The 24,905-nt window shown below is 71.1% G+C and carries 21 protein-coding genes and 1 pseudogene; 13 read left to right on the top strand and 9 right to left on the bottom strand.

The window, feature by feature from the left end; all coding sequences use genetic code 11:
• The first annotated feature begins 178 nt into the window (after positions 1 to 178).
• Entirely contained in the window at positions 179 to 973 is a 795-nt protein-coding gene (locus ACGFMK_RS31405) for an enoyl-CoA hydratase-related protein (RefSeq protein WP_392770801.1), read from the top strand.
• Between the two features lie 42 nt (positions 974 to 1,015).
• On the opposite strand, the gene ACGFMK_RS31400 is transcribed toward ACGFMK_RS31405, so the two are convergent.
• Genes ACGFMK_RS31400 through ACGFMK_RS31380 form a run of 5 tightly spaced genes read right to left on the bottom strand, consistent with a single transcriptional unit; the run spans position 1,016 to position 3,329 of the window.
• Entirely contained in the window at positions 1,016 to 1,579 is a 564-nt protein-coding gene (locus ACGFMK_RS31400; RefSeq protein WP_392770798.1) for a DNA-3-methyladenine glycosylase I, read from the bottom strand.
• On the bottom strand, positions 1,572 to 2,030 hold the full coding sequence (locus ACGFMK_RS31395) for an SRPBCC family protein (protein WP_392770796.1): 459 nt from the start codon (positions 2,028 to 2,030) through the stop codon (positions 1,572 to 1,574). The genes ACGFMK_RS31400 and ACGFMK_RS31395 overlap by 8 nt, the downstream gene beginning before the upstream one ends.
• Positions 2,027 to 2,350 (bottom strand): DivIVA domain-containing protein, encoded by a 324-nt coding sequence (locus ACGFMK_RS31390; RefSeq protein WP_392770793.1) that lies wholly within the window; start codon positions 2,348 to 2,350, stop codon positions 2,027 to 2,029. The genes ACGFMK_RS31395 and ACGFMK_RS31390 overlap by 4 nt, the downstream gene beginning before the upstream one ends.
• Positions 2,347 to 3,015, bottom strand: coding sequence for a permease prefix domain 1-containing protein (locus ACGFMK_RS31385; RefSeq protein WP_392770790.1), 669 nt, complete (start codon positions 3,013 to 3,015; stop codon positions 2,347 to 2,349). The genes ACGFMK_RS31390 and ACGFMK_RS31385 overlap by 4 nt, the downstream gene beginning before the upstream one ends.
• A complete protein-coding gene (locus ACGFMK_RS31380) occupies positions 3,012 to 3,329 on the bottom strand; it encodes a helix-turn-helix transcriptional regulator (RefSeq protein ID WP_323334564.1) in 318 nt (105 codons plus the stop codon). Before ACGFMK_RS31380 ends, ACGFMK_RS31385 begins: the two co-directional genes overlap by 4 nt.
• A gap of 60 nt (positions 3,330 to 3,389) precedes the next feature.
• Between ACGFMK_RS31380 and ACGFMK_RS31375 the strand changes: the two genes are divergently transcribed.
• The 4 genes from ACGFMK_RS31375 (at position 3,390) to cydC (ending at position 9,298) form a co-directional block, all read left to right on the top strand.
• The gene (locus tag ACGFMK_RS31375; protein ID WP_392770787.1) at positions 3,390 to 4,553 is read left to right on the top strand and encodes a cytochrome ubiquinol oxidase subunit I; all 1,164 of its coding nucleotides are present in this window, start codon (positions 3,390 to 3,392) and stop codon (positions 4,551 to 4,553) included.
• A 3-nt stretch (positions 4,554 to 4,556) separates the two neighbouring features.
• Positions 4,557 to 5,546 carry a cytochrome d ubiquinol oxidase subunit II gene (locus tag ACGFMK_RS31370; RefSeq protein WP_392770784.1) on the top strand — a complete coding sequence of 330 codons (990 nt, stop codon included), beginning with the start codon at positions 4,557 to 4,559 and terminating at the stop codon, positions 5,544 to 5,546.
• A gap of 9 nt (positions 5,547 to 5,555) precedes the next feature.
• A complete protein-coding gene (gene cydD / locus ACGFMK_RS31365; RefSeq protein WP_392770781.1) occupies positions 5,556 to 7,112 on the top strand; it encodes a thiol reductant ABC exporter subunit CydD in 1,557 nt (518 codons plus the stop codon).
• 563 nt (positions 7,113 to 7,675) lie between these two features.
• Positions 7,676 to 9,298, top strand: a complete 1,623-nt coding sequence (gene cydC / locus ACGFMK_RS31360; RefSeq protein WP_392770778.1) for a thiol reductant ABC exporter subunit CydC — start codon at positions 7,676 to 7,678, stop codon at positions 9,296 to 9,298.
• Here the strand turns inward: cydC and ACGFMK_RS31355 are convergent.
• Complete coding sequence (locus tag ACGFMK_RS31355; protein WP_392770775.1) at positions 9,234 to 10,136, bottom strand: glucosyl-3-phosphoglycerate synthase; 903 nt, start codon at positions 10,134 to 10,136, stop codon at positions 9,234 to 9,236. The genes cydC and ACGFMK_RS31355 overlap by 65 nt on opposite strands.
• Positions 10,137 to 10,187: 51 nt before the next feature.
• Here ACGFMK_RS31355 and ACGFMK_RS31350 point away from each other — a divergent pair, with 51 nt between their 5' ends.
• On the top strand, positions 10,188 to 10,862 hold the full coding sequence (locus tag ACGFMK_RS31350) for a lysophospholipid acyltransferase family protein (protein WP_392770824.1): 675 nt from the start codon (positions 10,188 to 10,190) through the stop codon (positions 10,860 to 10,862).
• Between the two features lie 4 nt (positions 10,863 to 10,866).
• Here ACGFMK_RS31350 and ACGFMK_RS31345 read toward each other — a convergent pair whose 3' ends face one another.
• Positions 10,867 to 11,583, bottom strand: coding sequence for an SDR family oxidoreductase (locus ACGFMK_RS31345; RefSeq protein ID WP_392770773.1), 717 nt, complete (start codon positions 11,581 to 11,583; stop codon positions 10,867 to 10,869).
• Between ACGFMK_RS31345 and ACGFMK_RS31340 the strand changes: the two are divergent.
• Positions 11,492 to 12,445 (top strand): annotated as a pseudogene (locus ACGFMK_RS31340) (LysR family transcriptional regulator); the annotation flags it as partial. The gene ACGFMK_RS31345 and the pseudogene ACGFMK_RS31340 sit on opposite strands and share 92 nt — an antisense overlap.
• A 19-nt stretch (positions 12,446 to 12,464) precedes the next feature.
• Here ACGFMK_RS31340 and ACGFMK_RS31335 read toward each other — a convergent pair.
• Together ACGFMK_RS31335 and ACGFMK_RS31330 are read right to left on the bottom strand one after the other, a co-directional pair.
• A complete protein-coding gene (locus ACGFMK_RS31335; RefSeq protein WP_392770771.1) occupies positions 12,465 to 13,049 on the bottom strand; it encodes a TIGR00730 family Rossman fold protein in 585 nt (194 codons plus the stop codon).
• The gene (locus ACGFMK_RS31330; RefSeq protein ID WP_323334581.1) at positions 13,049 to 13,834 is read right to left on the bottom strand and encodes a TIGR00730 family Rossman fold protein; all 786 of its coding nucleotides are present in this window, start codon (positions 13,832 to 13,834) and stop codon (positions 13,049 to 13,051) included. Before ACGFMK_RS31330 ends, ACGFMK_RS31335 begins: the two co-directional genes overlap by 1 nt.
• A gap of 393 nt (positions 13,835 to 14,227) precedes the next feature.
• On the opposite strand from ACGFMK_RS31330, the gene ACGFMK_RS31325 reads away from it, so the two are divergent.
• The 6 genes from ACGFMK_RS31325 (at position 14,228) to ACGFMK_RS31300 (ending at position 24,851) form a co-directional block, all read left to right on the top strand.
• Positions 14,228 to 15,514: a tetratricopeptide repeat protein gene (locus ACGFMK_RS31325; protein WP_392770768.1), complete on the top strand. Its 1,287-nt coding sequence runs from the start codon at positions 14,228 to 14,230 to the stop codon at positions 15,512 to 15,514.
• Between the two features lie 444 nt (positions 15,515 to 15,958).
• Complete coding sequence (locus tag ACGFMK_RS31320) at positions 15,959 to 18,031, top strand: M4 family metallopeptidase (protein WP_392770765.1); 2,073 nt, start codon at positions 15,959 to 15,961, stop codon at positions 18,029 to 18,031.
• An 88-nt stretch (positions 18,032 to 18,119) separates the two neighbouring features.
• Complete coding sequence (locus ACGFMK_RS31315; protein ID WP_392770762.1) at positions 18,120 to 19,388, top strand: helix-turn-helix domain-containing protein; 1,269 nt, start codon at positions 18,120 to 18,122, stop codon at positions 19,386 to 19,388.
• Between the two features lie 311 nt (positions 19,389 to 19,699).
• A complete protein-coding gene (locus ACGFMK_RS31310) occupies positions 19,700 to 21,964 on the top strand; it encodes a M4 family metallopeptidase (RefSeq protein ID WP_392770759.1) in 2,265 nt (754 codons plus the stop codon).
• Between the two features lie 93 nt (positions 21,965 to 22,057).
• Entirely contained in the window at positions 22,058 to 23,665 is a 1,608-nt protein-coding gene (locus tag ACGFMK_RS31305; protein WP_392770757.1) for a M28 family peptidase, read from the top strand.
• Between the two features lie 133 nt (positions 23,666 to 23,798).
• Positions 23,799 to 24,851: a chitinase gene (locus tag ACGFMK_RS31300; protein ID WP_392770754.1), complete on the top strand. Its 1,053-nt coding sequence runs from the start codon at positions 23,799 to 23,801 to the stop codon at positions 24,849 to 24,851.
• Positions 24,852 to 24,905 lie beyond the last annotated feature (54 nt).

Genomic DNA, 24,905 nt, shown 5'->3' with positions numbered 1-24,905 from the left:
ACCGGCGCGCCCGGGTCGCGCTCGCGTGAAAGCCAGCCGGGTCTTACCGTCCATTGTCCCCTATCAGCGCCTCGGCGCATCAGCGGACCGATCTTTTGCCGCCGTATCGGTGCTGGTATGCGGCCCGCGAGGGGTGTGAGACTCTCGGACGACCGATGTTTCAGCGCAAGGAGAAGACGTGACCACATCCGACGTCCTGCTGACCGCCGACGCCGACGGGGTGCGCACCCTCACCCTCAACCGGCCGCAGGCGTACAACTCGCTGACCGTCGAGCTGAAGGAAGCACTGCTCGCGGCCCTGCGCGGGGCAGCGGACGACGAGAGCGTCCGCGCCGTCGTGCTGACCGGTTCCGGCAAGGCGTTCTGCGCCGGCCAGGATTTGAAGGAGCACGTCGGGCTGCTGCAAGCGGGTGACCCCGCCCCGCTACACACGGTGAAGGAGCACTACAACCCGATCGTCCAGGCGATCGTGGCCATGGAGAAGCCGGTCATCGCGGCGATCAACGGCACCGCCGCCGGGGCCGGCGCGGCCTTCGCCTACGCCAGCGACCTGCGGATCGCCGCCGAATCGTCGTCGTTCCTGATGGCCTTCGCCAACGTCGGGCTGGGCCCGGACTCGGGTGCGTCGTGGACGCTGCAGCGGCTCGTCGGCTACGGCCGCGCCGCCGAGCTGATGCTGCTGGCCCGGACCGTCGACGCGGCCGAGGCGCAGCGGCTGGGCCTGGTCGGCGAGGTCGTGCCGGACGAGGAGCTGGCCTCGCGCGCCCAGAAGGTCGCGGCGAAGCTCGCGGCCGGGCCGACCGTGGCCTACGCGAAGATCAAGAGCGTGCTCAACCTGGCCGCGCAGTCGACGTTCGACGAGGCGCTGGCCGCCGAGGACGCCGCCCAGACCGCGCTCGGCGCGACCGCCGACCACAGTGAGGCCGTCGAAGCCTTCGTCGGCAAGCGCAAGCCGAACTTCCAGGGCAAGTAAGCAGTCGTGAGTGCGTAACAGTGTTAGAACACTGTTACGCACTCACGAGGCCCGGAAGCAGCCTTTGACGTGGTCGTCGACCATGCCGGTGGCCTGCATCAGCGCGTAGCACGTCGTCGGGCCGAGGAACGCGAAGCCGCGCTTCTTCAGCTCCTTCGCCATCGCCTTCGACTCGTCGGTGATGGCCGGGACGTCCGCCATCGTCCGAGGCCGCTGGTGCGAAGCGGGCGCGAACGACCACAGCAGGTCGTCCAGCGGGACGTCGAGCGCCGCGATCGCTTGGGCGTTGTTGATCGCGGCCAGGATCTTCGCCCGGTTCCGCACGATCCCCGCGTCCTGCATCAGCCGCTCGACGTCGGCGTCGCCGAACTTCGCCACCTTCGCCGGCTTGAACTGCTTGAACGCCTTCCGGAAGTTCTCGCGCTTGCGCAGGATCGTGATCCACGAGAGTCCCGATTGGAACGACTCGAGGCACAGCCGCTCGTATAGCGCCTCCTGCCCGTGGAGCGGCGTGCCCCACTCTTCGTCGTGGTAGGTCGCGTAATCCGGGGTCGAATTGCCCCAGCTGCACCGCGCGACGCCGTCGGTGCCGATCAGCTCAGTCATGCCCGCCCACCGAATAGTCCTCCGCGAACCGCGCGAACCGCCGCAGCGACTGGCGCACCCCCAGCGCGAACGCCGGCCGCACGACCGGCCAGCCGAGCCGGCCCAGCGGCCCGAACGGCAGCCGCAGGTGCTCGGCCCAGACGAACGTCGAGCGTGTCGCGTCCTTCGGGATCACCTGGAACACCCCGGTGCCCTGGACCACGCTGCCGACGTGCCGGACCGCGCACCGCACCGGCGGCTCCCAGCTGGTGATCTCCATCTTGTCGGTGAAGCCGATCCCGGCGAGCCCGGTGAACGCCGAAAGCCGCGAGCCGACACTGCGGCCGTTGCCTTCGGTCACCTCGACGTCGGTGCCCAGCATCCACTCGCCCTGGCGCGTCCAGTCCGTGAGCGCGAGCCAGGTCGTCCCGGCCGGCGCGCGCACGTCGACGGACAGCACCAGGTCCGTCACTGGGCGCCCTCGGGTGAGCTCTCCCGCTCGTGCTCGCGCTGCTCCAGCTCGGCCACCCGGGTCCGCAGCTCGTCGATCTCGACACCGAGGCGGCGCAGCACCCAGTCCACTTCGGACATCTTGTAACCGCGCAGCACCAGCTGGAAGCGCACGTCCTCCAGGTCCGAGCCGGTGATGTCCTCGGCGGGCAGGCGCGTGGGCGAGCTGCCCGGCGGCAGCGGGGCGAGCTCCTCACCCCGGCCGAACACGACCGCGGCCAGGAGGAACACCACGGCGGCCACCAGCAGCATGACTACGAGGTAGATCAGCGCGGTCGTCACGCGACGATCGTGGCATACCCGCCCCACGACCGTCTCGCGAGCACGACGAGCCGCAGCGAAAGGAGCACCCAGGCGACCATCAGCACCGCACACGGGACGCTCAGGAACAGCCGGGAGACGTCGACGAAACCCGTCGAGCCGATCAGCAGGCCGACCGAGGCGAGGTTGATCCCGACGGCCAGCGCGATCAGGATCCCGCTGAACCGGGCCAGCCGGACGGCGTCCATCCGGCGGCTGAGCCAGCGGGTGCCGAGCAGCGCGATCAGGCCGATGACCGGCACGACGAACACCGCGCCGTGGGTCGTGTGCGCGACGACGCGGTACCACTCGGGCGTCGACGTCGGCAGCTGCGTCCAGGCGCCGTAGGTGAGGATCCGGGCGTAGTCCCAGGACGCCTGCATCAGTGGCACGCCGATGACGAGCTTCCACAGCGTCCGGACGCCGCTGAGCATGCCGAGCTCGGCCTGGTAGTCGCGGGCGACGACGGCCGCGGGCCCGAAGTCGGCGACGGCGCGGCGTTCGGCGTCTTCGTCGCTCCAGCCGCCGGCGCGGTAGGCGTCGGCGGCGTCGTGGAGGCCGTCACGCGCCTCGTCCAGCAGGTCGGCCTTGAACCTGCCGCAGCCGTGCAGCCGCCGGTCGAGATCCCCCAGGTACTCCTCGATCATGCGCCCAGCACTCCCCCGATGACCGTGGTGAACTCCCGCCACTCGGTGCGTTCGGCGGCCAGGGCCTGCTCGCCGGAGCGAGTGAGGTGGTAGGTGCGCCGCTTGCGCCCGGACACGACGTCCCACTCGCTGGTCAGCCAGCCGGCCCGCTCGAGCCGGCGCAGCGCCGGGTAGACGGTGCCGGTGGGCAGGTCGAGCGCGCCGTCGCTGCGCAGCTGCAGCGCCTCGATGATCGCGTAGCCGTGCAGTTTCCGGCCGTCGAGCACGGCCAGCAGCAGGGCGTCGAGGTGCCCGCGCAAGGTGTCCGCCTTCATGAGTACGCAGTCTACACGTCGACTGGCTACATGTAGGCAGGCTATGTGTAGCCTGGCTACATGAACGCACTCCCGGTCGCGAGACTCCAGTTCGCGACGACGACATCGCTGCACTTCCTGTTCGTGCTGCTCACCCTGGGGTTGGTCACGCTCGTGGCCGTGATGCAGACACGCTCGGCCCTCGGCGGAAAGCCCGAACTGGAGCGGATGACCCGCTTCTGGGGCCGGTTGTACGTGATCAACTACGCGCTGGGGATCGTCACCGGCATCGTGATGGAGTTCCAGTTCGGGCTGACCTGGACCGGCCTTTCCGCGTTCGCCGGCGACGTCTTCGGCGCGCCGCTGGCCATCGAGACGCTCGTCGCGTTCTTCCTCGAGTCGACGTTCCTCGGCCTGTGGATCTTCGGCTTCGGGCGGCTGGACAAGTGGCTCCACCTGGCGCTGATCTGGCTCGTCACGCTGACCGCGTACGCGTCGGCGCTGTTCATCATGCTGGCCAACTCGTTCCTCCAGGACCCGGTCGGCAGCCATCTCGAAGGCGGCACCCTGCGCCTCGACGACTTCGGCGCGCTCTTCACGAACCCGGCGCTGGTCGCGTCGCTGCCGCACGTCGTCAGCGCCGCGATCCTGACCGGCGGCTTCTTCGTCGTTGGGGTCAGCGCGTACCACTTCCTCAAGCGCACCAACGAGATCGAGTTCTTCCGCCGGTCGATGCGGATCGGCGTCGTCGCGGCGCTGATCGGCGCGATCCTCGTCGTCAACCAGGGCTTCGCGCAGTTCGGCGAGCTGCGGATGTACCAGCCGGACAAGCTCACCGACGGCGGTGTCGGACTGCCGCTGGGTTTGATGATCGGGCTCGGGTTCGTCATGCTGCTGTGCGCGCTGCTCGGTTGCGTGCTGCTGTTCCGGAACTGGGTCACCAAGGCCCGGTTCCTGCACTACCTGATGGTCGCGGCGATCCCGTTGCCGTTCGCCGCGGCGATCCTCGGCTGGCTGGTGCGCGAGCTCGGCCGTCAGCCGTGGCTGGTCTGGGGGAAGCTGCGCACCGCCGACGCGATCGCGGACGTCCCGGCCGGCCAGATCCTGTTCTCGTTCATCGCTTTCTCACTGCTGTTCGCCGCGCTCGGCGTGGCCGACTGGGTGCTGCTGGCGCGGGTCGCCAAGCGCGGCCCGGATCCGGCCGGGCACGACGTCGCCGAACTGCCCGTCCTGAGCGGAGTCTGACCGATGGTGACCTTCTGGTGGGGTGTACTGGGCCTGCTGACCTGCGGCTACTTCGCGCTGGCGGGCTACGACTACGGCGTCGGGATGCTGCTGCCCGCGTTCGACGCCGACGAGCGGCGACGGCGGCAGACCCTCGGCGCGCTCGGGCCGTTCTTCCTGGCCAACGAGGTGTGGCTGGTGGCCGCGGTCGGCGTGCTGTTCGGCGCGTTCCCGCACCTGGAGGGCAAGGTGTTCGCCGGGGCGTACGTCCTGGTCGTGACGCTGCTGCTCGGCCTGGTCACATTCACCGCGTCGATGCAGCTGCGCAGCCGCCGCCCCGGCGCACCGCGCGGCGCGTGGACCGCGGGCATCGTCGGCGGCGCGCTGGTGACGGCGGTGTCGTGGGGCCTGTTCCTCGGCAACCTGGTGACCGGGCTGCCGCTGACCGCCGACGGTTCGCCGTCCGGTGGCGTGCTCGCGCTGTTCAACTCCTACGCCGTGGTGTGGGGTATCGGGTTCGTCGCGCTGTTCTGCTTGCAGGGCGCGGTGTTCCTGGCCGTGCGGGCGCCGGCCGAGCTGACCGGGCGCGCGGTGCGGCTGGCCCGGGCGTTCCTGCCGCCGGCCGCGGGCTTCCTCGTCGTCGCCGCCGGGTGGGGCACTTTCGCCTTGCACGACGTGACGGCGGTCGGTATCGGTGTGGTCGTGCTGGCCTTTCTTGCGCTGGGTTCGGTGTGGCTGGCTCTCGCGCTCAAGCGTCACCGGGTGGCGCTGCTCGCGTCGATGGCGCTTTCGGCGTGCCCCGCGCTGCTGGTGGGCACGCTGCGGTTCCCCGCGATCCTCGTGGCGGACTCGGGTTACGCGCTCACGACGGACCAGGCGGCCACTTCGTCCGGCACGTTCGCGGTGCTGACGTGGTTCGCGCCGCCCGCCGTGCTGGTGCTGCTGGTCGTGCAGTTCCTGACCTGGCGCGCGCACCGCGCCCCCGTCGATCAGCGTTCGTTGCTGCACTTCTAGGGGGACGTCGTGCCTGCTCTGCCCGGACTCCGGCGGTATCTGGTTCTCCTGACGTTGCTCGGCGTCCTTTCGGCGTTCACCGTCCTGATCCAGGCCGAAGGTCTCGCCACGCTGCTCACCGGCGGAGGTGTCTCTTTCGTCTTGCTTCCGGCGATCGCCTGCCGAGTGCTGTTGTCCCTCTCCGGCGATGTCCTCAGTGGACGGTTTGCCTCGTCGGTGAAGGCGGGCCTGCGCCGCCGGTTGCTCGGCTCGTCGTCCGATCGGGCCGGTGTCGTCGCGACGCAGGTGACCCGCGGGGTCGACGCGGCCGACAGCTACCTGACGGGCTACCTGCCGACGCTCGTCGTGTCGGTGGTGGTGCCGATCGCGGTGGTCGTCCGGCTGTTCACGACGGACCTGGTGTCGGCGCTGGTCGTGACCGCGACGCTGCCGCTGGTCCCGGTGTTCGCGATCCTCGTGGGGAAGCACACGGCGGCGCGCACGCAGTGGGACCTGCTCAAGAAGCTGGGCGGGCACTTCCTCGACGTCGTCCGCGGGCTCGGCACGCTCAAGGTGTTCGGGCGGGCGGAGGCGCAGGCCCGGACGGTCCGGGCGATGGCCGGCGCCCACGCGGACGCGACGCTGAAGACGTTGCGGGTGGCGTTCCTGTCGGCGCTGGTACTGGAACTGGTGGCGACGATGTCGGTGGCGCTGGTGGCGGTCCCGATCGGCTTCCGGCTCCTGTCGGGCGGCCTGGACGCGCGGACAGCACTTCTTGTTTTGGTACTGGCCCCGGAGGCGTACCTGCCGCTGCGGGCGGCGGGCGCGAAGTTCCACGCGGCGGCGGAGGGGCTGACGGCGTTGCGGGAGGCCCTTTCCGTGCCGGTGGTCTCGTTGTCTTCCGGGGTTTTCACGCGCCGCCGGGGTGCGCCTTCACTGGTCTTCGAGCGGGTGTCCGTCTCTTACGGCGACGTTGTCGCCCTGTCCGATGTGGACCTGTGTGTGCCGGCCGGTTCGCGGTTGGCGTTGGTCGGGCCGAGCGGATCCGGGAAGAGCACGGTGCTGGCGGTGTTGCTGGGGTTCGTGACGCCGACGTCGGGGCGGGTCCTGGCCGACGGGGTGGACGTCCGCGCGCTGGATCCCGCCGACTGGCTGGCAGACATCGCGTGGGTCCCGCAGCGGCCGACGTTGTTCCGGGGCTCGCTGGCTTCGAACATCGCCCTGGGTCTCCCTGCTGCCGACGTTCGGTCGGCGGCCCGGGCGGCGGCGTTGGACCAGGTGGCGGCCGGGTTGCCCGACGGCTACGCGTCTCAGGTGGGCGAGCTGGGCGAGGGGTTGTCGGCCGGTCAGCGCCAGCGGGTGGGCTTGGCACGGGCGCTGGCCCGCACATCGGCGGGCCTGGTGCTTCTGGACGAGCCAACGGCCCGCCTGGACACCCGCACGGAGGAGGCGGTGCTGTCCGGCACCCGCCGGCTGCTGCCGGGCCGCACGGCGGTGCTGGTGGCCCACCGCCCGGCGATGGTTTCGCTGGCTTCGCGAGTGGTGGAGTTGCGCGCCGGCCGGATCTGTTCGGAGGTGGCGGCGTGAGGTTGTCAAGTTCGGTATCCACAGGGGCGCAGTTGTCCACAGATTCCCGCGCACCCCGTTTTCGCAGGCCGGGGGCGGTAGGCTGGGTTCGGGGACGCCCCCCGGGAAGGGTGGGGGCTGTCTTGGGGCTGCGGGCGTTGTCCACAAAGGACTTTTCTGGCTCGATCAGGCGACTCTGCTCGCTGCCCTCGCACTCAGGGGCCTGCGTACCGGTATCACGTCCACTGTTCGGAAGCGCCAGATGACCAACGCCAACGACGTTGCCGAGAACCTGCCAAAGAAGGCCGTCCCGTGGGCGGCGTCCACAAAGGACTTACCTGGCTCGGCCAGGCGACTCTGCTCACCGCCCTCGCACTCAGAGGCCTGCGTACCGGCATCACGTCCACTGTTCGGAAGCGCCAGATGACCAACGCCAACGACGTCGCCGAGAACCTGCCAAAGAAGGCCGTCCCGTGGGCGGCGTCCACAAAGGACTTACCTGGCTCGGCCAGGCGACTCTGCTCACCGCCCTCGCACTCAGAGGCCTGCGTACCGGCATCACGTCCACTGTTCGGAAGCGCCAGATGACCAACGCCAACGACGTCGCCGAGAACCTGCCGAAGAAGGCCGACCCGTGGGTGGTGTCCACAAAGGACGTCCTTCCGCTCGCTCGCGCGGCCCTGCTCGCCGCCGGGGCCGAACTCGCCGGTCTTGCCCTCATGGCCACCGCCGCCTGGCTTCTGCTTCGGGCCGCCGAGCGGCCGCCGGTCGCCGCGCTCACCGTGGCGATCGTGGCCGTGCGGACGCTCGCTCTTCTGCGTAGTGGTCTGCGGTACGCCGAACGGCTCGCCGGGCACGAGGTCGTCCTTCGGTGGCTCGGCTCGCTGCGCACCCGCGTCTACCAGGCCCTCGCGCCCGGGTCGCGGTACTCCGGCGGTGACCTCGTCACGCGGCTCGTGTCCGATGTTGACGCTCTGCAGGACGCCGTCCTGCGGTGGCTGCTGCCCGCGGCCGTCGCCGGGCTGCTCGGGCTGACCGCCGTCGGGGTGGTCGCGACGGCGTCCGCGAGTGCCGCCGGGGTGCTGGCCGCCGGGCTCGTCGCCGCCGGGGTGGTGCTGCCGTGGCTGGCCATCAGGAGCACCGCGCGGCGAGCGGCCGAAAACGCCCCGAAACGCGCGGAACTCGCCGAACGCGCCGTCGAACTCGTCACCGGGCGTCGGGAGCTGGTCGCCGCCGGGGCGCTCGGGGAAAAGCGGGCCGCCGCGGACGAAGTCGTCGAGCAGCTCCGGGAACCGGCCGCGAAACCCGCCCTGCTCGGCGCCGCCGGGATCCTCGTGCAGCTCGTCACCACGATCGTCGTGAGCCTGCTCTGCGACGCCTCCGTCCCCTGGACCGCCGCCCTCACCCTCGGCGCCATGACGGCGTTCGAGGTCGTCCTCCCCCTGATCACGGCCGCCCGCCGGGTGCCGGAGATCCGTGCGTCGGCGGCGCGCGTCAAGGCCGTGCTCAGCACACCCGTACCGACTCCGGGCACGCGCACCGCAGAGAAAGGGCACTTCAAGCTGGAACGAGCCGGCCTCCGCTACCCCGGACGCGCGCCCGCCCTGCGCGACCTCGATCTCGACCTCGCGCCCGGCACGCGCGTCGGGATCCTCGGCCCCAGCGGCGCCGGGAAGACCACGCTCCTGCGCCTGCTCCTCGGCCTCGAGACCGCGACGTCCGGCCGCGTCACCCTCGACGGCCATCCGCTCGCCGAGTACGCCGACCTGTCGAAGACCATCTCCGGTGCGCTCGCCGACGCGCACGTCTTCCACACGACCGTCCGCGCGAACCTGCTGCTCGGCAAGCCGGACGCCACCGACGCGGAGCTCAACCAAGCCTGCGAAACCGCCGGCTTCGACCTGGACCTCGACCGCGACACCGGCCCGGACGGCGACGCGCTGTCCGGCGGCCAGCGGCAACGGCTGGTCCTGGCCCGCGCGGTCCTCGCGGCACCGGAAGTCCTGGTCCTCGACGAACCCGTCGAAGGCCTCGACCCCGCGCACGGCGATGCCGTCTTGAAGCGCGTCCTCGCCGCGGCAAAAGGCACCGTCGTCCTCGTGACGCACCGCCCCGAGCACCTCGACGGCTTCGACCAGGTGCTCACCCTCGAGGACGGGCGAGCACGTCCCGCATCGGCGGCCGGTCGGCGACCAGGACGTCCGTGACGTCCGGCAGCCACTCCTCGTCGACCTGCACGAACTGCGTCAGCGGCGCGTCGGCGGCGGGAACGCCGCACCGCGCGAGGGCGGTGCCGAGGATCTGCCGCGACATCACGCCCAGCTGCGCCAGCGAGCGGTTCCGGTGCTTGCGGACGCCGAGGTTGACCTGCGCGAGCCCGTCGAGGCCGTAGCGCGCCTCGGCGTCGAGCAGCAGCCCGATCTCGACGCCGTACCCGGCGGCGAACGGCACCGATTCGAGGAACTCGCGGGTGCCCGCGTACTCACCGCCGAGGGGCTGGATCAGGCCGCCGAGCGCCGGGCGCAGCGCCGAAAGCACCGGCCGCGCGAGCAGCTCGGTGACGCGGCCGCCGCCGCTGCTCTCCAGCCGTAGCGGACGGCGGTAGAAGCCCTTGACCAGGTGGACGCCCGGCGCCGTCAGCAGCGGGCCGAGCAGCGACGGCACGAACGCCGGGTCCGGGTCGACGAGGTCGGAGTCGAGGAACACGACGACGTCGCCGCTGGTCGCGGCCAGCGACCGCCACAGCACCTCGCCCTTGCCGGGCACCGTCGGCAGGTCGGGCAGCACGTCCTCGCGGCGGACGACCCGCGCGCCGGCGGCCTCGGCCACCGCGGCGGTCCGGTCGACCGAGCCGGAGTCCACCACGACCAGCTCCTCGACGACCCCGCCGAGCAGCGGCCGCACCGACGCGACGACGTCACCCACGGTCCGCTCTTCGTCCAGCGCCGGTAGCACGACGGAAACCGTCCGGTCACCCTTCGCGTTCAGGATGTCCGCGGGTGTCCAACCGGGGTCCTGCCACGTACGCCGCTCGAACCAACTCACGAGTAGCGATCGTGCCATGCTGGGGTGACCGCATCCGAGGAGGAGGACCACTTGATCGCGCAGCTTGTCCGCTTCGTGCTGGGCCCGCTGGCCAGGGCGCTCTACCGGCCGGAGGTGCGCGGCGTGGAGAACGTGCCCGCCACGGGCCCGGTGCTCCTGGCGGCCAACCACCGGGCCGCGCTCGACACCGGCGTGATCACGTTCGCGACGCCGCGGCAGGTCAAGTTCCTCGGCAAGGCCGAGTACTTCGTCGGCAAGACCCTGAAGGGCCGGCTGATGGCCGGGTTCCTCGGCGGCCTCGGGTACGTCCCGGTCGAACGCGGCAACGCCCAGGCGGGCCTCGCCGCGCTCGAGGCGGCACGCAAGGTGCTCGACGCGGGCGGGGTCTTCGCGATCTACCCCGAGGGCACGCGCTCGCTGGACGGCCGGCTGCACCGCGGCCACACGGGCGTCGGCGCGCTGGCCCTGGCGACCGGCGCGAAGGTGGTGCCGGTCGCGCTGACCGGCACCGAAAACCTCCAGCCCGAGGGCGCGCGCATCCCCCGCCTGGCCAAGATCAGCATCACGTTCGGTAAGCCCCTCGACTTCTCCCGCTACGAAGGCCAGGACTACGCGCCGGCGATCCGCCGCTCGGTCACCGACGAGGTGATGTACGCGATCCTGGAGCTGTCGGGGCAGGAGTACGTGGACACCTACCACAAGCGGCCGAGCGAGGGCGTCGCCTGAGGCGTCACCAGGGCACCGGGCCCTCGTCGTCGACGAAGGTGCCGGTCGGGCCGTCCTTCGGGATCGTCGCCATCCGGACCGCCGACGCCGCTCCCTGAGCGGGCGTGCGGAAGCCGGAATGGTCGTTGAGATCCGTGGCGCAGTAGCCCGGGCAGACGGCGTTGACCAGGATCCCGTCGGGACGCAGCTCCCTCGCGTACTGCAGGGTGAGCGCCGTCAACGCGGTCTTCGACGGGGTGTAGCCGGCCGAGATCGGCAGTTCGGCGGCCGGGTCGGCGTTGCGCGCCAGCGACGCGCCGCCGCTGGAGACGTTGACGATGCGCGGTGCGGCCGAGCGGCGCAGCAGCGGCAGCAGCGCGTTCGTGACCGTGACGACGCCGAAGAAGTTCGTCTCGAAGATCGTGCGCAGGGTGCCGAGGTCGGCGGTGCTGGGGCGCTGGTGCACGAGGTCCGTGCCCGGCGGCCGGCTGATGGCCGCGTTGTTGACCAGCACGTCGAGACGGCCGTGGCGGGCTTCGATGGTGCCGGCGGCCGCGGCGACCGACGCGGGGTCGGTCACGTCGAGCACCACTGACTCGATGCCCAGCTCCGCGGCGGCCTTCCCGCCGAGCTCGGCGCTGCGGGCGCCGATGACGACGGTGTGCCCGAGGGCGGCGAGCTGTGCGGCGATTTCGCGGCCGATGCCCTTGTTCGCGCCGGTGACCAAAGTGATTTCGTTCATGGCCCCAGCACACCAGCGGGACGCCCGAGCGGGCCAACACCGATGTCGCATCGGCCGATACCCTGGTGGTATGGAGACGCGGGAGCTCGCGTATTTCGTCGCCGTCGCCGAGGAACTGCACTTCGGCCGCGCGGCGCAGCGCCTCGGCATGGCGCAGCCCCCATTGTCTCGCGCCATCCAGCAGCTCGAACGGCGCATGGGCGTCACGCTGCTGGAGCGCACGAGCCGCGGCGTGACGCTGACGCCGGCGGGCGCGGTTTTCCTTGCCGAGAGCCGTAAAGCGCTCGACGCGGTCGAGGCCGCGGTGCGCCGGGCGCAGCGCGCGGGGCAGGAGGTGCCGAGGCTGCTGGTGGCGATGAAGCCCGACGGCGACGCGGGCCTGCTCGACCGGATCCTCCCCGGCTACCGCGCCGACCCGGACGCCGTCGAGGTCGAGGTCGTCGTGGGCGGGATCGGCGAGCAGGCCCGGATGCTGCGCGACGGCCGCGTCGACCTGGCGTTCCTGCACGCCCCGCATGACGACGTCGCGGGGTTCGACACCGAGCTGCTGCTGGAGCAGGACCAGGTGGCGATGCTCGCCCGCGGCCACCGGCTCGCCGACCGGGCGGCCCTGGTCCTCGCCGACCTCGACGGCGAGCCGTTCCCCCGCTGGCCCGGCAGCGACGTGCGCGGTCCCGAGGTGCGCGACCCCGGTCAGCTGCTGCAGCTGGTGGCGCTGGGCCAGGTGGTGGCCGTGGTCCCGGAGTCGGCCCGGCGCCACGTCCGGGCGGACGTGGCGTGCGTGCCGGTGCTCGACGCGCCCCGGACCGGAGTCCTGCTGGCCTGGCCCGACCGGACGCGATCGCGCGCGGTGGCCGCGTTCGTCCGGGCGAGCACCGACGTCAGATCCCCGGCGCTTTCTCAGCCCACTTCGGCGGCGCCGGCGGTTCGTACGTCTCGAACCGGTCCAGCAGCGCCGCCGGGTCCGAGTCCGTCAGCAGCAGCTGCCGGTAGTCCGCCTTGACGAAGCCCTCCGTCACCATGTGGTCGGCGAAGGTCAGCAGCGGGCCGTAGTACCCGTCCACGTCGACCAGTCCGATCGGCTTGCCGTGCAGGCCGAGCTGGGCCCACGTCCAGACCTCGAAGAGCTCCTCGAGCGTCCCGGCGCCGCCGGGCAGGGCCAGGAAGCCGTCCGACAGGGCCGCCATCTTGGCCTTGCGCTCGTGCATGTCCCTGACGACGTGCAGTTCCGACAACCCCGCGTGCGAGATCTCGACGGACGAGAGCGCCTCCGGGATCACGCCGATCACCTCGCCGCCCGCGGCCAGCGCCGCGTCGGCGACCACGCCCATGGTGCCGACGCTCGCGCCGCCGTAGACCAGCCCGATGCCGCGCTGGGCGAGCAGCTTGCCGAGCTCGGCCGCCTGCTCGGCGTACCGCGGCGAGAAGCCCATCGACGAGCCGCAGAAGACACAGATCCGGCGCATCAGTGCGTGTCCTCCCAGGCCTGGTAGGAGTCCTGCACCACGCGGACGGCGTCGTCGATGTCGTCGGTGACGTGCAGCAGATCGAGGTCGTGCGGGCTGACCTTGCCCTCGGCCTGCACCGTCTTGGCGATCCAGTCGTAGAGCCCGCCCCAGTACTCGCTGCCGAACAGCACCACCGGGAACTTCGTGACCTTCTTGGTCTGCACCAGCGTCAACGCCTCGAACAGCTCGTCGAGCGTGCCGAAGCCGCCGGGCAGGCAGATGAAGGCCTGGGAATACTTGATGAACATCGTCTTGCGGGCGAAGAAGTAGCGGAAGTTGACGCCGAGGTCGACCCACGGGTTCAGGCCCTGCTCGAACGGCAGCTCGATGCCGAGCCCGACGGAGAAGCCGCCGGCCTCGGCCGCACCCCGGTTGACCGCCTCCATCGCGCCCGGGCCGCCGCCGGTCATCACGGCGAACCCGGCGTTGGCCAGGGCGGCGCCGATCTTGCGGCCGAGCTCGTACTCCGGGTGGTCGCGCTTGGTGCGTGCCGAACCGAACACCGTGACCGCGCGCGGGACCTCGGCGAGCGCGCCGAACCCCTCGACGAACTCGGCCTGGATCCGCAGCACCCGCCACGGGTCGGTGTGCACCCAGTCGCTGGGCCCGCGCGAGTCGAGCAGCCGCTGGTCGGTCGTGCTGCCCTGGTCACGGCGGTCGCCACGCAGGACCACGGGGCCCTTCTGGCGCTCGACCGGGCGCTCGGGGTACTGGCCGTCGGGGAATTCAGACTGTTCGCTCACTCAGCCATGCTACGACCTGCCCGCCAGTCAAAATGCGGGCAGCGCCGTGGAGGTGCAGTCGATGGCCGGCTCGTTACTGGGCCGTGAACTCAGGTCGTTGGCGTAACGGATCCCTGTCCGTCCAAGGATTCATCCGGACGGGTGCATGCGTTCCGCACCCGCGGAGAACGGCGGATCCGCGCCATCGGGTCCATTCACGACCGCGCACTTTCGAAGGTCCGGAGCGGGTCGCGGCCCGGCGGTGCGGGCCGTGCCGCCGACGCCCGTCCGGCCAGGTGCTCCACAATGGACAGTTGTGGCCGGACGCGCCGGCGTCGGCACCGACCTGCGCCCGGCCGGTCCGACGAGATGTCCGTTTCCGCGCTGTCCGCGGCGATGACCTACCGTGGGACGATGACCAGCGCCCCCGCCGAACCGCTCGGCACGCGGATCCGGCGGCTGCGCGCCGATCGCGGCTGGACGCAGCGCGAGCTGGCCGAGCCCGGGTACGACCGGGGGTTCCTGGCGAAGGTCGAGACCGGCAGCCGGCCGCCGTCGGAGGAGATGCTGGCCTACCTGGCCGAGCGGCTCGGCCTGACCGTCGACGAACTGCGGTTCGGCCGTCCCCCGGGCGTCGCCGCGCAGCTGCGGGACGCGCTGGACGAGGGCTACCGCGACCTGGAGCAGGGCCGCGCCGCGGTCGCGGAGGCGCGGTTCACGTCGGTCGGCCGGCAGGCCGCGGACTACCACCTCGACGACGTCGAGTGCTACGCGCGGTTCTGCCAGGCCGAGGTGAAGTGGCAGCTCCTCGACGTCGAAGGCGCCCAGACGGCGCTGGAGCACGCGGAGGAGCTGGCGGACGCGGCGGCGCCGTGGCTGCGGGCGATGATCGTGCACCGGTGGTCGGGCTGCCGGTACCTGAAGGGGGACGCCGGCGCGGCGATCGCCCGTGTCGAAGAGGCTCTCCGTGTTCTGGAGGGCGACCCGGACGCCGAATTGTGCCTGCTCAGCGCGTTGATCCACCCGTTGATGGAGATGGGCGGGCTGCACCGGGCCCAGCGGGCGGCGCTCGCCGGGCGGCGGCTGATCCGGTCGGCCACGCGGCCGGACTTCGTGGCGCGGTTCCACCGGCAGGCGTCCCAGGTGTGGCAGGCGATCGGCGAGAGCGAGCGGGCGGAGCAGGACCTGATCGAGGCGTCGCGCCTGTTCGCGTCGGTCGGTTTCGACCGCGACGCGGCCCGCTGCCGCTGGGCTCGCGGCTACCTGCTGCGCCGCCTCGGACGGCTGCCGGAGGCGCGCACGGAGCTGACGGAGGCACGCGACCAGCTCGCGGCGATCGGCTCGGAGGAGGGCGTCGCGGGCGCGACGATCGAGCTGGCCGAGGTCCGCCTGCGCCAAGGCGCCCTCGCCGACGCTTCTTCGCTGGTCAACTCGGTGCTGCCGCTGCTCACCCAGGACGTCGAAACCCTCGGCGAGGCAACGGGCCTGCTGGGCCAGATCGCCCAGGCCCAAAACGACCTGCCTTCGGCAACCCGCCTGCTCCGCGAGGCACTGGAAATCCAGACCCGCGCGTCGCTGCACGGCGCGGCCGTCTCGACGTCCCTCCGGCTCGGAGACGTCCTACGACAACGTGGTCATCTCGACGAAGCCGTCACGGCCTACCGCCGGGGTCTCTACTCCGCCGAGGTCACCGACCGCTGAACCCGCACCGGACTGGACGACACGCGCACCCGGCCGGACGACACGCGTACTCGTGTGGACGACACGCGGGAACGTCGGCCGAGCCATCGTGTCGTCCGTCTGAGTACGCGTGTCGTCCACCTGAGTACGCGTGTCGTCCGTCCAGGTACGCCGATTGGTGTGGACCAGTGGGGGTGGCGGTCCGGGATTCGGGGCCGGGAGCCGAAGTTCCTACGAAAGTTAGTGAATTGGTTCAGACCAGTTGGCAAGGTGGCCGTTTCCTGGGGTTTGCGCGGAACCGCGTGATCTTCGACGCGGGGCGCTGGGCCGTTCGGCCCATTGACCCGCTGGCCGCCGGAACCTTTACTCGGATGCGTCCGGCGCTATAACACCAGTTATTCCGGCGGACACATCGCGACCCGGCCGGGCGCACGGTCTCCCCGAGTCCCACCGGAAAGGTTCCCCATGAGATCCCCACGAGGGCTGGCGGCGATCGCCGGCCTGACCCTGACCTTCGCGCTGCCGGCGATCCCGGCCGCCGCGTCGCCCGCACCGGCTCAAGCCCCGAACCCCGAGGCGCTCGCCGCCGTCGCCGCCGACCAGGCCGCGCTCAACGGCGTCGACCAGCTCGCCAAGGGCCCCGCCGAAGCGTTCGTCCGCACCGGCGTCACCCCCGGCGGTGCCGGGCTCTTCTACGCCTCCTACCAGCGCACCTACCACGGCCTGCCGGTCGTCGGGGGTGACGCGGTCGTCGTCGCCGACGGGGCCGGGCGCGTCCGCGGCACCAACGCCGCCAGGACCGCGCCGCTCACCGTGCCCACAAAAGCCACGCTGGGCAGCGACAAGGCCGCCGGCATCGCCAGGACCAAGGTGTCCACGGTGGACAAGACGACCGCCCCGAAGCTGGTCGTCCTCGCCGGAGACGCGCCGAAGCTGGCGTACGAAGTCGTCGTCAGCGGCCACAACAACGCCACCCCAAGCAACCTGCACGTCTTCGTCGACGCCGCCACCGGCGCCGTCCTCGACACCCGCGACGACGTCCTCACCCTCGCCGCGCCCGCCAAGACCAAGGCAGCATCCCAAGCGGCCGTCGCGGGCACCGGCAACTCCTACTACGCCGGCCAGGTCTCCATCGACACCAGCGGCTCCGGCAGCTCCTACTCGATGACCGACCCGGGCCGCCGCGGCATCGCCTGCGGCCGTGAGGGCGGCGCCATCTTCACGAAGAGCACCAACACCTGGGGCAACGGCTCCGGCACCGACCTCGAAACCGGCTGCGTCGACACGCTCTACAGCGTCCAGTCCGAGTGGAAGATGCTGGGCGACTGGCTCGGCCGCAGCGGCATCGACGGCGCCGGCGGCGGCTTCCGCGCGAGCGTCGGCCTCAACGACGTCAACGCCTACTGGGACGGCTCTTCGACGCACTTCGGCCACTCCCAGGACAACCAGCGCCAGGCCACCCCGATGGACGTCGTGGGCCACGAGTTCGGCCACGCGATCTTCCAGACCACGCCGGGCGGCGCGGGCTCGGGCAACGAGAACGGCGGCATGAACGAGTCCACCGGTGACATCTTCGGCGCGCTCACCGAGGCCTACGCCAACAACCCGAAGGACACGCCGGACTTCACCGTTGGCGAGGGCGTCAACCTCGTCGGTCAGGGCCCGATCCGCTACATGTACAACCCCTCGCTGGTCGGCGACCCGAACTGCTACTCGTCGTCGATCCCCAGCACCGAGGTGCACGCCGCCGCGGGCCCGCAGAACCACTGGTTCTACCTGCTCTCCCAGGGCAGCAACGCCGCCCCGGCCAGCCCGACCTGCAACGGGAGCACCGTCACCGGCATCGGCATCCAGAAGGCCGGCAAGATCTTCTACAACGCGCTCCTGAAGAAGACGTCCTCCTGGAACCACAAGGCCGCCCGCAAGGCCACCCTCGAAGCCGCGATCGCCCTCTACCCGGGCAGCTGCACCGAGTTCAACGCCACCAAGGCCGCCTGGGACGCCGTCTCCGTCACCGCCGCCAGCGGTGAGCCGACCTGCACCGGCACCCCGCCGGCCGGCAACGACTACTCGCTGACGCTCTCCCCGACGTCCGCGTCCGTCCAACCCGGACAGTCCGCGACGACCACGGTGACCACCCGGGTCACCGCGGGCAGCGCGCAGACCGTGCAGCTGCTCGCCACCGGCCTCCCGGACGGCGCCAAGGCGACGTTCAGCCCGGCGAGCGTCCAGTCCGGCGGCACCGCGACGCTGACCATCACCACGGCGGCGACCACGCCGAACGGCACCAGCCAGGTGACGGTCACCGGTGACGGCACCGACGCCGACCACACCGCGCAGTTCTCCCTCACCGTCGGCACCGGCACCCCGCCGGCCGGCTGCGGCGGCCTCGCCGAGTGGGACTCCGCGAAGGCGTACGTGCCCAACGACGTCGTGAGCCACAACAGTCACAAGTGGACGTCCACGTGGTACTCGACCGGTGCCGAACCGGGCGCGCCCGGCTCGTGGGCGGTCTGGACCGACGCCGGCGCCTGCTGATACCCGTCGCGCGGTGGCGGGTGACTCCCCCGCCACCGCGCGGCTTCCAGTCGTACCCTGTGTCAGTGGAAAGGCAGACTGCGTGAGCGTGAGCGGCGAGACCGTCGGCGAGCGTCTGCGTGAACTGCGCACCGAGCGCAGCCTCACCCAGCGTGAACTCGCCGGACCGCAGTACTCCGCGGCGTACGTTTCGTCGGTCGAGACAGGCGCGCGGACGCCGTCGGGTGACGCGCTGCGGTTCTTCGCGCAGCAGCTCGGGATCGAGCCCGACGAGCTCCTCGGCGGCAGCTCGCCCCGCGAGCTGATCGAGCTCGACATCGAGCTGATCGAGACGGCGGAACGGTTCCTGCTCGGCGACGCCCGGCGCGCGACCCCGCGGATGCAGCGGCTGCGGCGCCGGGCCGAACGTCTCGAACGGCCCCGGCAGGCGGGCATCGCGTTGCTGTGGCTGGCCGGGTACTCGACCGGCGAGGCGCGCACGAAGTACGTCGCGGAGGCCGAAACGGCGCTGGCGGGCGAGCCGCCGCCGACGCGGGCGATGGTGGTGCCGCTGCGCGCGGCCGTGCTCAGCGGCTGGGGCGAGGCGCAGTATTCCTTGCACCTGCTGGAAACCTGCCACGCGGAACTGCTGCGCGACGGCTATCCGCAGCCGTCGATGCTGCTGACGCTGCGGGCCTGCCTGGCCGAGCGGCACCTGCGCCAAGGCGATCTGGAGCGGGCCGCCGAGTACGCCGAGGCGGCCCTGCGGCTCACCCGCGGCGGGCCGCAGGTGCTGGCCGAGCTGACCCGCAGCCACGTCGAGGTCTGCCGCAGCCACCTGGCGGCCGACCGGTTCGCCGACGCGGCGGCGTCGGTCGCCGCGGCCTACGACCTGATGCAGGAGCGGGCGCTGCACCCGGCGATGGCGCACTGCCTGCTGGCCAGGGCCCGGGTCCGCGGCCGCCGGGGTGACGTCGAGGGCGCGCTGGCCGACCTCGGCGCGGCGCGCGAAACGGCGTGGCCGGAGGACGTCCCGGCGATCACGGTCGAGCTGGCCGGGGAGTACCTGGCGGCGGGCCGGCTGGAGACGGCGAGCGCCCTGCTCGACCAGATCCGCCCGGCCGTCGTGGCCGGCACGGCGCTGGCCGCGGAGCTGCGGTTGCAGCTGGGTTCCCTGGCCCGGGCCCGCGGTGACGCGCGGCGCGCGGCCGAGGACCTGCGGGCCGCGGTCGAGCTGGCCACCGGGCTCGGCGCGCGCGGGGTGCTCGTGCGGGCGCTGCGTCCGCTCAGCGAGCTCCTCGGGGAGACCGGACGCCAGGAAGAGGCGGCGGACGTGCTGCGCAACGGCCTGATCGCGCTCGGCGCGGAAGCCGACTGACCACGATTCCTGAGCAGTACTAACGATTCTCGGTGATCGAGACCGTCCGGCGTTCGGATGGTGTCGGGGACAATCCCTACGAAAGTCGTTCCGGTGCGGAACGCCCGAAGAATCCCCAGCACGGGCGGGGTTTGTACGAATTGACCGCCAAATCCGGAACGCGCCGTTGGTCCGTTCGGCCCATTGACGCCCCGATCCGCTGATCCTTTACTCGGATGCGTCCGGACGCATACCTGCAGTTAGCACCTCGGACACGTTCCCTTTCCCCGCACCGCACCCCATCGTCCTGCCTTCGTGGAAGGAAGACCTCGATGACCCATCGTGGGTTCAGAACGGGCTTGGCGGCCGCCGCCGGGCTCGCCATGACGCTCGCCTTGCCGGTGACCCCGGCGAACGCGGCGCAGCCAGCACAACCCGCCGCTCCCGAAGCGGCCGCCGCCAGCGCCGCCGACCAGGCCGCCGCCAGCGGGCTCGACGCGCTCAAGCGCGGCCCGGCCGAGGCGTTCCGGCGGGTCGGCCTGACCGCCGGTGGCGGTGGGCTGTTCTACGGCGCCTACCAGCGGACCTACCAGGGCCTGCGGGTCGTGGGCGGGGACGCGGTGGTCGTCGCCGACGGGGCCGGCCGGGTCCGCGGCACCAGCGCCGCCGAGACCGCGCCGATCGCCGTCGGGACGCAGGCCGCGCTCGACGCCGCCAAGGCCGCCGCCACCGCGCGCGCCCAACTGCCCACTGTGGACAGTGTGAGCACGCCGGAGAAGGTCGTGCTGGCCGGGGCGACCCCGAAGCTGGCCTACGAGGTCGTCGTCGCCGGGCGCACCGCGTCCGCGCCGAGCAACCTGCACGTCTTCGTCGACGCCGCCACCGGCGCGATCCTCGACAAGCGGGACGACGTCAAGACGTTCGCCTCCGGCGCGCGCACCCAGGCTCAGCCGGGCACGGTGAACGTCGCCGGCACCGGCAACAGCTACTACGTCGGCAACGTCTCGATCGACACCACGCAGTCCGGCAGCACCTACACGATGCGCGACCCGGGCCGCACCGGCATCAGCTGCGGCCGCGAGGGCGGCGCCGTCTACAGCGGCCCCGACAACGCGTGGGGCAACGGCACCGGCACGGACCTCGAAACCGGCTGCGTCGACGTGCTCTACAGCGTCCAGACCGAGTGGAAGATGCTGTCGGAGTGGCTGGGCCGCAACGGCATCAACGGCAGCGGCACCGGCTACCCGGCGTCCGTCGGCCTCGCCGACGTCAACGCCTACTGGAACGGATCCTCGACGCACTTCGGGCACTCGCAGGACAACCAGCGCCAGGCCACCTCGATGGACGTCGTGGGCCACGAGTTCGGCCACGGCGTCTTCCAGTTCACCCCGGGCGGTGCCGGTTCCGGCAACGAGAACGGCGGGATGAACGAGTCGACCGGTGACATCTTCGGCGCGCTGACCGAGGCGTACGCCAACAACCCGAAGGACGTCCCGGACTACCAGGTCGGCGAGGGCGTGAACCTCGTCGGCCAGGGCCCGATCCGCTACATGTACCAGCCGTCGCTGGTCGGCGACCCGAACTGCTACTCGTCGTCCATCCCGAGCACCGAGGTGCACGCGGCGGCCGGCCCGCAGAACCACTGGTTCTACCTGCTCGCCGAGGGTTCCGCGCCCGGTGGTGGCAAGCCGAACAGCCCGACCTGCAACAGCTCGTCGGTCACCGGCATCGGCATCCAGAAGGCCGGCAAGATCTTCTACAACGGCCTGCTGAAGAAGACCTCGTCGTGGAACCACAAGGCCGCCCGCAAGGCGACCCTCGAAGCCGCGATCGCGCTGTACCCGGGCAGCTGCACCGAGTTCAACGCCACCAAGGCCGCCTGGGACGCCGTCTCCGTCACCGCCGCGACCGGTGAGCCGGCCTCGTGCACCGGCGGCGGGCCGGACTTCTCCGTCGCGCTGAACCCGGCTTCGGGTTCCGTGCAGCCGGGCGGCTCGGCCACCACGACCGTCAGCACCGCGCTCACCTCCGGCTCGGCGCAGTCGATCACGCTGTCCGCCTCGGGCCTGCCCGCCGGCGCGACCGCGACGTTCAGCCCGGCCACCGTCTCCTCCGGCGGCTCGTCGACGCTGACCATCACCACGTCGTCGTCGACCCCGACCGGCAGCTTCCCGATCACCATCACCGCGGACGGGGCCAGCACCGACCACACGGCTTCGTTCTCGCTCACCGTCGGTACCACCTCCTCGTGCGCGCCGGTGACCAACGGGACCCAGCTGAACATCCCGGACTACCCGGGTGCCGCGGTCAGCAGCACGAACACCGTGGCCGGCTGCGCGCGCAACGCGTCGTCGACCACCAAGGTCGAGGTGCACATCACCCACACCTACAGCGGTGACCTGGTCCTCGACCTGGTCGCACCGGACGGCTCGTCGTACCGGCTGAAGAACTCCAGCAGCAGCTCGACACCGAACATCAACACGACCTACACCGTCAACGCCTCTTCGGAGGTCGCGAACGGTGCGTGGAAGCTCCAGATCCGCGACGTCGGCCCGGCCGACACCGGTTACCTGTCCTCCTGGACGTTGACCGTCTAGTCCCCAGTCCGTGAATGTCGCATTGAGGGACTCTGAGTCCCTCAATGCGACATTCACGGCTTTCCCCTCCCCCAGTAGAAGGAATTCATCGTGATGAAGTGGAAGACGAAGCTCGGCGCCGGGGTCACCGCCCTGGCCGCCGTGTTAGGGGTCGTGACAGCGCCTGCGGCTACAGCTGCGCCGGTCACGACGCTCGCCGCGCCGGACATCTCCCTGGCCAACATCAAGACCCACCTCAACCAGCTGCAGACCATCGCCAGCAACAACGGCGGCACGCGCTCGGCGCGCGGCGGCGGTTACGCGGCGTCGGTGTCCTATGTGGAAAACCTGCTGAAGAACGCGGGTTTCACCACCACGCGCCAGACGTGCACCAGCTGCCTCGGGCAGTCGCAGAACCTGATCGCGGAGTGGCCGCAGGGTGACGCGAGCCAGGTCATCATGCTCGGCGCGCACCTCGACAGCGTCAGCGCCGGGCCCGGCATCAACGACAACGGCTCCGGCAGCGCGTCGATCCTCGAGACGGCCCTGACGCTGGCCCGGACCAACCCGGCGATGGCCAAGCGCGTCCGCTTCGCCTGGTGGGCCGACGAAGAGTCCGGCCTGGTCGGCTCCAAGTACTACGTCAACAACCTGCCGAGCAGCGAGCGCACGAAGATCAAGACCTACCTCAACTTCGACATGATCGGCTCCAAGAACTGGGGCTACTTCGTCTACGACGACGTCGCTTCGGTCAAGGCGATCTTCGACGAGTACTTCTCGTCCATCGGCATCCAGACCGAGGGCGACAGCGAGGGTGACGGCCGGTCCGACCACGCGTCGTTCAAGAGCGCGGGCATCCCGGTCGGCGGCCTGGCCACCGGCGCCGGCGACATCAAGAGCTCGGCGCAGGCCCAGAAGTGGGGCGGCACCGCGGGGGCGGCGTTCGACAACTGCTACCACCGCGCGTGCGACACGACGTCGAACATCCCGGACACCCCGCTGGAGAAGAACTCCGACGCCATCGGGTACGCGCTGTGGAAGCTGGCCGTCGCCACCACGCAGGGCAACGACTTCTCGGTGAGCCTGAACCCGACGGCCGGGACCGTCCAACCCGGACAGTCGCTGCAGGTCGCGGTGAGCACCGCGACGACGTCCGGCTCGGCCCAGTCGATCATGCTGTCGGCGTCAGGCCTGCCCGCGGGCGCGACGGCGTCGTTCAGCCCGGCCACCGTGCAGTCGGGCGGCTCCTCGACGCTGACCATCACGACGTCGTCCAGCACCCCGACCGGCACGTTCCCGGTCACCGTGACCGCGGACGGCGCCAGCGCCGACCACACGGCGGCGTTCTCGCTGGGGGTCGGCAGCACGTCGTCGTGCGCGCCGGTGACCAACGGGACCCGGCTGGACATCCCGGACTACCCGGGTGCCGCGGTGAGCAGCACCGCGACCGTCGGCGGTTGCGCGCGCAACGCGTCCGGCACCACCAAGGTCGAGGTGCACATCACCCACACCTACCGCGGCGACCTGGTCCTCGACCTCATCGCCCCGGACGGGTCGTCCTACCGCCTGAAGAGCTCCAGCAGCGACTCGACGGCGAACCTCGACACCACCTACACCGTCAACGCCTCGTCCGAGGCCGCGAACGGCGCGTGGAAGCTGCAGCTGCGTGACGTCGGCCCGGCCGACACCGGTTACCTGTCCTCCTGGACGCTGACCGTCTGAGCCGCGACCGGGGCGCTCCTCGCCGGAGCGCCCCGGTTGTCTAGACCACCCGTTCGTAGGTAGTCAGCCCTTTCCCGCGTTCCCTATCGTGGACGGACACGCCGCGTTCGCTTCACCGAAGATGGGAGCCGGTATGTCCGGTCGGAGAGCCCGCTTTTTCGGAACCCTTCTGGCGGCGGCGCTGGCTGTCCCGCTGCTCGTGCCGGCCCCCGCGCAGGGGGCGGTGCAGGCCGACACGTGCGCGGTGAAGTCCCGGCCCGCCGGCAAGGTCCTGCAGGGCTATTGGGAGAACTGGGACGGCGCCGCGAACGGCGTCCACCCCGGACTGGGCTGGGTGCCCATCACCGACAGCCGCATCGCGCAGCACGGGTACAACGTCGTCAACGCCGCGTTCCCGGTGATCCGCTCCGACGGCACGGTGCTGTGGGAGAACGGGATGGACGCCGGGGTCAAGGTGTCCACGCCCGCCGAGATGTGCGCGGCGAAGGCCGCCGGCTCGACGCTCCTGATGTCCATCGGCGGTGCGGCCGCCGGGATCGACCTCTCGTCGTCCGCCGTGGCCGACAAGTTCGTCGCGACGATCGTGCCTCTGTTGAAGCAGTACAACTTCGACGGCATCGACATCGACATCGAGACCGGCCTCACCGGCAGCGGGAACATCAAGACGCTCTCGGCGTCGCAGTCGAACCTGATCCGCATCATCGACGGCGTGCTCGCGCAGATGCCGTCGAACTTCGGGCTGACGATGGCGCCGGAAACCGCTTACGTGACCGGCGGCAGCATCACGTACGGCTCGATCTGGGGCGCGTACCTGCCGATCGTCAAGAAGTACGCGGACAACGGCCGCCTGTGGTGGCTGAACATGCAGTACTACAACGGTTCGATGTACGGCTGCGCCGGCGACTCGTACGAAGCCGGGACGGTGCAGGGCTTCACGGTCCAGACGCAGTGCCTGAACCAGGGCCTGGTCGTCCAGGGCACGACGATCCGCGTTCCGTACGACAAGCAGGTCCCGGGCCTGCCCGCTCAGCCGGGCGCGGGCGGCGGGTACCTGTCGACGAGCCTGGTTTCCCAGGCGTGGCGCGCGATCCCGGGCTTGAAGGGCCTGATGACCTGGTCGCTGAACTGGGACGGCTCGAAGGCCTGGACGTTCGGCAACAACGTCAAGTCCCTGCAGGGCCGGTAGGTCCGTGAATGTCGCATCGAGGGACTCTGAGTCCCTCAATGCGACATTCACGGC

It is taken from the genome of Amycolatopsis sp. NPDC049252 (assembly GCF_043197175.1).
Taxonomy (GTDB): Bacteria; Actinomycetota; Actinomycetes; order Mycobacteriales; family Pseudonocardiaceae; genus Amycolatopsis.
The sequence above is the reverse complement of the archived record's forward strand: the minus strand, read 5'-3'. Positions and strand labels throughout refer to the sequence as shown.

Coding starts and splice junctions, on each gene's coding strand:
- ACGFMK_RS31400 (WP_392770798.1), bottom strand. CDS start 1,579: ATGACTGAGCTGATCGGCACCGACGGCGTCGCGCGGTGCAGCTGGGGC.
- ACGFMK_RS31380 (WP_323334564.1), bottom strand. CDS start 3,329: ATGAAGGCGGACACCTTGCGCGGGCACCTCGACGCCCTGCTGCTGGCC.
- ACGFMK_RS31335 (WP_392770771.1), bottom strand. CDS start 13,049: ATGCGCCGGATCTGTGTCTTCTGCGGCTCGTCGATGGGCTTCTCGCCG.
- ACGFMK_RS31325 (WP_392770768.1), top strand. CDS start 14,228: ATGACCAGCGCCCCCGCCGAACCGCTCGGCACGCGGATCCGGCGGCTG.
- cydC (WP_392770778.1), top strand. CDS start 7,676: ATGACCAACGCCAACGACGTCGCCGAGAACCTGCCGAAGAAGGCCGAC.
- ACGFMK_RS31320 (WP_392770765.1), top strand. CDS start 15,959: ATGAGATCCCCACGAGGGCTGGCGGCGATCGCCGGCCTGACCCTGACC.
- ACGFMK_RS31310 (WP_392770759.1), top strand. CDS start 19,700: ATGACCCATCGTGGGTTCAGAACGGGCTTGGCGGCCGCCGCCGGGCTC.
- ACGFMK_RS31385 (WP_392770790.1), bottom strand. CDS start 3,015: ATGATCGAGGAGTACCTGGGGGATCTCGACCGGCGGCTGCACGGCTGC.
- ACGFMK_RS31300 (WP_392770754.1), top strand. CDS start 23,799: ATGTCCGGTCGGAGAGCCCGCTTTTTCGGAACCCTTCTGGCGGCGGCG.
- ACGFMK_RS31305 (WP_392770757.1), top strand. CDS start 22,058: ATGAAGTGGAAGACGAAGCTCGGCGCCGGGGTCACCGCCCTGGCCGCC.
- ACGFMK_RS31375 (WP_392770787.1), top strand. CDS start 3,390: ATGAACGCACTCCCGGTCGCGAGACTCCAGTTCGCGACGACGACATCG.
- ACGFMK_RS31345 (WP_392770773.1), bottom strand. CDS start 11,583: ATGAACGAAATCACTTTGGTCACCGGCGCGAACAAGGGCATCGGCCGC.
- ACGFMK_RS31370 (WP_392770784.1), top strand. CDS start 4,557: ATGGTGACCTTCTGGTGGGGTGTACTGGGCCTGCTGACCTGCGGCTAC.